Source organism: Pseudomonas sp. S31 (assembly GCF_016648105.1).
Lineage (GTDB): Bacteria > Pseudomonadota > Gammaproteobacteria > Pseudomonadales > Pseudomonadaceae > Aquipseudomonas.
Genome location: NZ_JACVVE010000017.1, coordinates 107,477 through 115,617, shown reverse-complemented (window position 1 = coordinate 115,617; position 8,141 = coordinate 107,477). Strand labels below are relative to the sequence as shown.

The window sequence follows — 8,141 nt, the reverse complement described above, 5'->3', positions numbered from 1 at the left end:
AGAATCAGGGCCTGCCTGACGGCAGGCCGTTACCGGCCCGCACACAAAAAATCTGACAGTCCCCGCGGCGCGCGATCTATGCAACACCACAACTCTCAAGCCAAACCCATAAAAAAGGCCGCCTCGCGGCAGCCTCTTTTCGACACACACCCAACCAGAACAATCAGTCCCAGCTCAGCGCACCACCAGTCTGGTACTCGATCACGCGTGTCTCGAAGAAGTTCTTCTCTTTCTTCAAGTCCATGATCTCGCTCATCCATGGGAACGGGTTGGTGGTCCCTGGGTACTCTTCCTTCAAGCCGATCTGGGTCAGGCGACGGTTGGCGATGAACTTGAGGTAGTCCTCCATCATCGCCGCGTTCATGCCCAGCACGCCGCGTGGCATGGTGTCACGGGCATATTCGATCTCCAGCTGGGTCCCTTGCAGGATCATCTGGGTCGCTTCTTCCTTCATCGCCGCATCCCACAGGTGCGGGTTCTCGATCTTGATCTGGTTGATCACGTCGATACCGAAGTTCAGGTGCATCGACTCGTCACGCAGGATGTACTGGAACTGCTCGGCAACGCCGGTCATCTTGTTGCGGCGGCCCATCGACAGGATCTGGGTGAAGCCGCAGTAGAAGAAGATGCCTTCCAGGACGCAGTAGTAGGCGATCAGGTTGCGCAGCAGCTCTTTATCGGTCTCGACGGTACCGGTGTTGAATTCCGGGTCGGAGATGGCGCGGGTGTACTTCAGGCCCCAGGCGGCTTTCTTCGCTACCGACGGGATCTCGTGGTACATGTTGAAGATCTCGCCTTCATCCATGCCCAGCGACTCGATGCAGTACTGGTAGGCGTGGGTGTGGATCGCTTCTTCGAAGGCCTGGCGCAGGATGTACTGGCGGCACTCGGGGTTGGTGATCAGGCGGTACACGGCCAGGGCCAGGTTGTTGGCGACCAGCGAGTCGGCGGTGGAGAAGAAGCCGAGGTTGCGCATGACGATGCGGCGCTCGTCCTCGGTCAGGCCATCCATGCTCTTCCACAGGGCGATGTCGGCGGTCATGTTGACCTCTTGCGGCATCCAGTGGTTGGCGCAGCCGTCGAGGTACTTCTGCCAGGCCCAGTCGTACTTGAACGGTACCAGCTGGTTGAGGTCGGCGCGGCAGTTGATCATGCGCTTCTCGTCGACGGCGACGCGGGCCGAGGAGCCTTCCAGCTCAGCCAGGCCTTCGGCGATGTCGAGGGCGTCAAGGGCGGCCTTGGCGCGTTTCACCGCGTCGGAGTCGGTCGCCGTGGCGGCACGGGCTTCCAGGGCGGCAGCACCGCCGGCGCTGTCGAGTTTGTCCAGCGAGGCAGCGGCGTTGGCCTGAGGGGCGGCGGCGCCTTTGGCGGCGGCTTCGCCGTCTTCCTTGTCGAATTCGTCCCAGCTCAGCATGGTCGTTGGCTCCTGCTTGAGGGTCGCCCGCAGGCGACCGGTTGGATAATGAAAATGTGCTGCGTGTACGCAAGGCGTTTCACGGCAATCAGGACAGCTCGGGGGCTGTCGCTTGTCAGTGTTCCGGTGCGTGCCTGGCCAGGCCTCTGGAGGGGCCAGGTACGTGAACAAAAGGGCGCGAATTATACCGGAATTCGCTCGGGATCGGGGCGCGCAGCAGGTGCGGACGGGGTAATTTTTCGACCGGTCTTGCGCGCATCCGTTCACGTGTCTCGTGTCGTTTTCCACGGTGTGAGAGTGTAGCGGCAAATGTCAGAATCCACCACATGTTGCGATTGATTATTTTTGATTGCACAAGATGTTGTGTTTGTCCAAACGCAATCGCCGGCAAGCCGGCTCCTACGGATTACCCTAACCATCGATGGATGGTGGGTGCCTGCAGGAGCCGGCTTGCCGGCGATGGGGCCTTAGGCAGCGCCTATCGGCACTGTTTGCGCAACGTCTCGACCACATGGGTCCGAGGGTGCTTGCGCGCCTCTTCGACCGTGGTGAAACGGCCGGTTTCGGCGTTGCGGCCAATCTTGCGTGTCGCGGGTTTCTTCCGAGCCATGTCGATACCTTCTGGGTAATGGTCAGGGCCGGTGCCAGGTCGGCGCCGGTCCTGCTCTTTTACCCAATGCCCACCGTGCAACGCAGGGGGCAAGGCCTCTCCATGACGCGGATACAAAAATGCCGCACCGGGCACCCGTAGGCACCCGGCGCGGCATCAGGCCTTACTGGCAGGCTTCGCAGTCAGGCTCGTCGATCGCGCAGGCCTTCGGCACTGGCGCAGGGCCGGCTGCCTGGACCGGGGCGCTGTCGCCACCGCTGGAAACGGCGTTGAGCTTGCCGGTGTTGATGGTCGACTTCTCGGTGCTGGTCGCGGCCAGGGCACGGAGGTAGTAGGTGGTCTTCAGGCCACGGTACCAGGCCATGCGGTAGGTCACGTCGAGCTTCTTGCCCGAGGCGCCAGCGATGTACAGGTTCAGCGACTGAGCCTGGTCGATCCACTTCTGGCGACGCGAGGCGGCGTCGACGATCCACTTGGTCTCGACTTCGAACGCGGTGGCGTACAGGTCTTTCAGCTCTTGCGGGATACGCTCGATCTGCTGCACCGAACCGTCGTAGTACTTCAGGTCGTTGATCATGACCGAGTCCCACAGGCCGCGAGCCTTCAGGTCGCGAACCAGGTACGGGTTGATCACGGTGAACTCGCCCGACAGGTTCGATTTCACGTACAGGTTCTGGTAGGTCGGCTCGATGGACTGCGACACGCCGGTGATGTTGGCGATGGTCGCGGTCGGCGCGATGGCCATGATGTTCGAGTTGCGAATACCTTTCTTGACGCGCTCGCGCACCGGTGCCCAGTCGAGGCTTTCTTCCAGGTTGACGTCGATGTACTTCTGGCCACGGGCCTCGATCAGGATCTGTTGCGAATCCAGCGGCAGGATGCCCTTGGACCACAGCGAACCCTGGAAGGTCTCGTACGCGCCACGCTCGTCGGCCAGGTCGCAGGACGCCTGGATCGCGAAGTAGCTGACCGCTTCCATCGACTTGTCGGCGAACTCGACGGCAGCGTCGGAGCCGTAAGGAATGTGCTGCAGGTACAGCGCATCCTGGAAGCCCATGATGCCCAGGCCGACCGGACGGTGCTTGAAGTTCGAGTTACGCGCTTGCGGCACCGAGTAGTAGTTGATGTCGATCACGTTGTCGAGCATGCGCACGGCGGTGTTCACGGTGCGTTGCAGCTTGGCGGTGTCCAGCTTGCCGTCGACAATGTGGTTCGGCAGGTTGATCGAGCCCAGGTTGCAGACCGCGATCTCGTCCTTGTTGGTGTTCAGGGTGATCTCGGTGCACAGGTTCGAGCTGTGGACCACGCCCACGTGCTGCTGCGGCGAGCGCAGGTTGCATGGGTCCTTGAAGGTCAGCCACGGGTGGCCGGTCTCGAACAGCATCGACAGCATCTTGCGCCACAGGTCTTTGGCCTGGATGGTCTTGAACACCTTGATCTTGTTGTACTCGGTCAGGGCTTCGTAGTACTCGTAGCGCTCTTCGAAGGCCTTGCCGGTCAGGTCGTGCAGATCTGGCACTTCCGATGGCGAGAACAGGGTCCACTTGCCGTCGTCGAAGACGCGCTTCATGAACAGGTCAGGGATCCAGTTGGCGGTGTTCATGTCGTGGGTACGACGACGATCGTCACCGGTGTTCTTGCGCAGCTCGATGAACTCTTCGATGTCCAGGTGCCAGGTTTCCAGGTAGGCACAGACGGCGCCCTTGCGCTTGCCACCCTGGTTGACCGCGACGGCGGTGTCGTTGACCACTTTCAGGAACGGCACGACGCCCTGGGACTTGCCGTTGGTGCCCTTGATGTAGGAGCCCAGTGCACGCACAGGGGTCCAGTCGTTGCCCAGGCCACCGGCGAATTTCGACAGCATGGCGTTGTCGTGGATCGCGTGGTAGATGCCCGACAGGTCGTCCGGCACGGTGGTCAGGTAGCAGCTCGACAGCTGCGGGCGCAGGGTACCGGCGTTGAACAGGGTCGGGGTCGAGGCCATGTAGTCGAAGGACGACAACAGGTTGTAGAACTCGATCGCACGGGCTTCCTTGTCTTTCTCTTCCAGCGCCAGGCCCATGGCCACGCGCATGAAGAAGACCTGTGGCAGCTCGAAGCGTACGCCATCCTTGTGGATGAAGTAGCGGTCGTACAGGGTCTGCAGGCCCAGGTAGGTGAACTGCTGGTCACGCTCGTGGTTGATCGCCTTGCCCATGCGCTCCAGGTCGTAGCCTTTCAGGGCAGGGTCCAGCAGCTCGAACTCGACGCCTTTCTCGACGTAGGCCGGCAGGGCCTTGGCGTACAGGTCGGCCATCTCGTGGTGGGTGGCGCTGTCGGCCACGCCCAGGAAGCCCAGGCCTTCGGCACGCAGGGTGTCCATCAGCAGGCGGGCGGTGACGAACGAGTAGTTCGGCTCGCGCTCGACCAGGGTACGGGCGGTCATCACCAGGGCGGTGTTGACGTCCTTCACGGCCACGCCGTCGTACAGGTTCTTCAGGGTATCGCGCTGGATCAGGCCGCCATCGACTTCGGCCAGGCCTTCGCAGGCTTCGCTGATGATGGTGTTCAGGCGCGCCATGTCGAGCGGCGCCAGGCTGCCGTCGGCGAGGGTGATGCGGATGCTTGGGTGCGGCTCGACCACGTTGTCGCTGACCACACGGGTGGCACGCTCCTTGGCGCGCTGCTCGCGGTAGATCACGTAGTCGCGGGCGACCTTCTGCTCGCCGGCGCGCATCAGGGCCAGTTCGACCTGGTCCTGGATTTCTTCGATGTGGATGGTGCCACCCGATGGCATGCGGCGCTTGAACGTGGCGGTGACCTGTTCGGTCAGGCGCGCGACGGTGTCGTGGATGCGCGACGAGGCGGCGGCGGTGCCGCCTTCAACTGCGAGGAACGCCTTGGTGATGGCCACGGTGATCTTGTCGTCGGTGTAGGGGACGACAGTGCCGTTGCGCTTGATCACGCGCAGTTGGCCGGGGGCGGTGGCAGCCAGATCCTGGTTGGCATCGGCAGCCTGCGGCGCCTTGGCCTGCGGGTTCTCGCGAGTTGTGTCGGTTTGCATGGGTGGGTGTCTCCACAGTTTCTATATTGTTCAGGCGCGTTGTGCGCGCCCACCGTTCCGTCCACTTGCTCGATGGCCCGCCGGGGAATGCGCCATGCACGGCGCATCCGCCCGCTCGGGCGTACCGACTTCGGGACAGATCAGGAATAAGGGGCAAAAACCTGCCGCTCCCTGGCCGAAGTCAAATGCTGTTGGCGCTGGACCAAAAGCTGTTGCTCTCAATGCTTCCGCTGGAGCGGTTTGGCTGATGAAACCACGTAGAACCTTGCGAGAAATTTCGCTTGAATTTCTCCGCTGGCTGGTGTTGGCGATGATGAGCCAAACCCTATATCTAGTGGTTCGCTGCGATGGGGATACAAGATAATGCGGTCTTGGGGGCTTTGCAAGGCGATCGCCTGTGGATAAGTTGTGCGTACTTTGTGTGTGAAGGGTGGGTATTCGCTGTAGGCCTTGTACCAAGAGGTTTGCACTATTTTTCTCTGCATCGCTGCTCCGAGGCAGATTTTTTCGGGCGCGAACCCTATCACAAAAAACGGTTCAGTCGAGGGGGCCGCCCGGCGGCTTGGCAGTACCTCCGACAGCACTTAGTATCCGGGACAGATGTTGCGCTCCGGTTAAAGGTTCATCGTTGCTTGTGCAGGCCTCTTCGCGGGTAAACCCGCTCCTACAGGGGCTTGGAGATCCTGTAGGAGCGGGTTCATCGGGGCGCCGAACCGCCGCGAAGAGGCCCGCAAAGGCGACATCAAACAAAAACGAAGGCACGAAGCCATGGCTCATCCCGCTCCCCGCATCCTCATCGTCGAAGACGACCCACGCCTGGCCGAACTCACCGCCGAATACCTGCATGCCAACGCCTTCGAGGCGGCCATCGAGCACGATGGCGCCCGGGCCGTGCGGCGGATCCTCGACAGCCAGCCGGACCTGGTGATCCTCGACCTGATGCTTCCCGGTGAAGATGGCCTGAGCATCTGCCGTCGCGTGCGCGCCCAATATCCCGGCCCGATCCTCATGCTCACGGCGCGCAGCGATGAACTTGACCAGGTCCAGGGTCTTGACCTGGGGGCCGACGATTACCTCTGCAAACCGGTGCGTCCACGCTTGCTGCTGGCGCATGTCCAGGCCCTGCTGCGGCGCCGCGAAGCTGAGCTCGGCAAACACCAGGCGCTGGTTTTCGGCGCACTGCGCATCGACAACCGCTTGCGCGAGGCCTGGCTGCACGAGCAGCCGATCGAGTTGACGGGCGCCGAGTTCGACCTGCTCTGGCTGCTGGCCAGCAACGCCGGCAAGGTGCTGTCGCGCGAACAGATCTTCACGTCGCTGCGCGGCGTTGGCTACGACGGCCAGGACCGCTCCATCGATGTGCGCATCTCGCGCATTCGCCCGCGCATCGGCGACGACCCGGAACATCCGCGGTTGATCAAGACCCTACGCAGCAAGGGCTACCTGTTCGTCGGCGATGCGCCATGAACAATTCGATCTTCCTGCGCATCTACGGCGGTATGCTCGCCGTACTGGTGCTGGTGGCCCTGCTGGGCGTGCTCAGCCTGCACCTGGTCAACGAAGTGCGCGCTGCCCAGCACCGCGAGCGCCTGGCCCAGGGCACGTTCAGCCTGATGGCCGACAACCTGGCGCAGCAGGATGACACCGAGCGCAAGCGTTCCTTGCTGATCTGGCAGCGTCTGCTCGGCGTGCCGCTGGCCTTGCAGCCGATGACCACGCGCACGCTCGATGGCGGCCAGCGCGGGCGCCTCGATCGAGGCCTGGTGGTGGTGGAAGCGACAGGGCCACATGCCGTGCAAGTGCTGCGCAAGGTCGGCCGGCAGGACCTGCTGCTGGTGGCCCAGGTCAAGCAGGTGAGCGAGCAGTTGGCGCGAGCCACCTTGTACCTGTTGGCCGACGAGTTGGTGCGCTACCCGGTGACCGAGCAGCAGCAGCGCCTGGCGGAGATCCGCCAGAGCAAGGGTTTCGGCTTTGGCGTGGCGCTCCAGCGCCTGGAGCGGGTCGGCCTGGACGATGACCAGCGGCGCCGGGTGGAGGAGGGCGACACAGTGATGGCGCTGGGCCCGGACGGCGACTCCATTCGAGTGTTCGCAGGCCTGCCGGGCTCGCCCTGGGTGCTGGAAATCGGGCCGTTGCACCAGCTCAACCCCTACCCACCGCAGTTGTTGGTGCTCATCGCCTTCCTCGGCCTGTGCCTGATCGGCCTGGTGGTGTACCTGTTGGTACGCCAGCTCGAACGGCGCGTGTCGGGCCTGGAAACCGCCGCCACGCAGATTGCTCAAGGTAGCCTGGACACCCGCGTGCCCGCGGGCGATGCCGATTCGGTGGGGCGTCTGGCGGCCGCCTTCAACGGCATGGCCGAGCACCTGCAACGCTCGCTGAACATGCAGCGCGAGCTGGTGCGGGCGGTGTCCCACGAGTTACGCACGCCGGTGGCGCGGTTGCGCTTTGGCCTGGAGATGATCGCCAGCGCGACCACCGAGCAGGCCCGGGCCAAGCACCTTGCCGGCATGGACGGCGACATTCAGGATCTCGACCGACTGGTCGACGAGATGCTCACCTACGCGCGCCTGGAGCAGGGTGCGCCGGCGCTGAAGTTCGAGCGGGTCGACCTGGACGTGTTGCTCGACCGGGTGATCGACGAGCTGGCGCCGCTCAACGCCAAGGTCCGCTTGCTGCGTGGCAGCTGCCAGGTACCGCAAGCCGACCAGGCCTGGGTCGAGGCCGAGCCGCGTTACTTGCACAGGGCCCTGCAGAACCTGGTGAGCAACGCCTTGCGCCACGCCCATGGCGAGGTACGCCTGAGCTACCAGCTGGGCCAGCAGCGTTGTCGCATCGAGGTGCAGGACGATGGCCCAGGCATTCCTGAAGGCCTCTGGGACCGTATCTTCATCCCCTTCACCCGCCTCGACGACAGCCGCACCCGAGCCTCGGGTGGGCACGGCCTGGGCTTGTCGATCGTGCGGCGGATCATCTACTGGCACGCCGGCCGCGCCTCGGTGGGGCGCAGTGCCGAGCTGGGCGGGGCTTGCTTCAGCCTCGAGTGGCCTCGCCAGCAGGCGTCGCCGTAGCGG

The 8,141-nt window shown here is 63.4% G+C and carries 5 protein-coding genes; 2 read left to right on the top strand and 3 right to left on the bottom strand.

The features are described from left to right. Window positions 1-163: 163 nt before the first annotated feature. The 3 genes from IAE37_RS14750 to IAE37_RS14745 all read right to left on the bottom strand — a co-directional run bounded on the left by IAE37_RS14750 (window position 164) and on the right by IAE37_RS14745 (window position 5,067). A complete protein-coding gene (locus IAE37_RS14750) occupies window positions 164-1,414 on the bottom strand; it encodes a ribonucleotide-diphosphate reductase subunit beta (RefSeq protein ID WP_201174742.1) in 1,251 nt (416 codons plus the stop codon). A gap of 478 nt (window positions 1,415-1,892) precedes the next feature. Continuing rightward, window positions 1,893-2,024 (bottom strand): hypothetical protein, encoded by a 132-nt coding sequence (locus tag IAE37_RS29025; protein WP_268933321.1) that lies wholly within the window; start codon window positions 2,022-2,024, stop codon window positions 1,893-1,895. A 163-nt stretch (window positions 2,025-2,187) separates the two neighbouring features. Beyond that, window positions 2,188-5,067: a ribonucleoside-diphosphate reductase subunit alpha gene (locus IAE37_RS14745; RefSeq protein ID WP_201174740.1), complete on the bottom strand. Its 2,880-nt coding sequence runs from the start codon at window positions 5,065-5,067 to the stop codon at window positions 2,188-2,190. 768 nt (window positions 5,068-5,835) lie between these two features. Between IAE37_RS14745 and IAE37_RS14740 the strand changes: the two genes are divergently transcribed. Then, window positions 5,836-6,534 (top strand): response regulator transcription factor, encoded by a 699-nt coding sequence (locus IAE37_RS14740; RefSeq protein WP_201174738.1) that lies wholly within the window; start codon window positions 5,836-5,838, stop codon window positions 6,532-6,534. Beyond that, a complete protein-coding gene (locus IAE37_RS14735) occupies window positions 6,531-8,138 on the top strand; it encodes an ATP-binding protein (RefSeq protein WP_201174736.1) in 1,608 nt (535 codons plus the stop codon). Before IAE37_RS14740 ends, IAE37_RS14735 begins: the two co-directional genes overlap by 4 nt. The last annotated feature ends 3 nt before the right edge of the window (window positions 8,139-8,141 follow it).

Coding starts and splice junctions, on each gene's coding strand:
- IAE37_RS14750 (WP_201174742.1), bottom strand. CDS start 1,414: ATGCTGAGCTGGGACGAATTCGACAAGGAAGACGGCGAAGCCGCCGCC.
- IAE37_RS29025 (WP_268933321.1), bottom strand. CDS start 2,024: ATGGCTCGGAAGAAACCCGCGACACGCAAGATTGGCCGCAACGCCGAA.
- IAE37_RS14745 (WP_201174740.1), bottom strand. CDS start 5,067: ATGCAAACCGACACAACTCGCGAGAACCCGCAGGCCAAGGCGCCGCAG.
- IAE37_RS14740 (WP_201174738.1), top strand. CDS start 5,836: ATGGCTCATCCCGCTCCCCGCATCCTCATCGTCGAAGACGACCCACGC.
- IAE37_RS14735 (WP_201174736.1), top strand. CDS start 6,531: ATGAACAATTCGATCTTCCTGCGCATCTACGGCGGTATGCTCGCCGTA.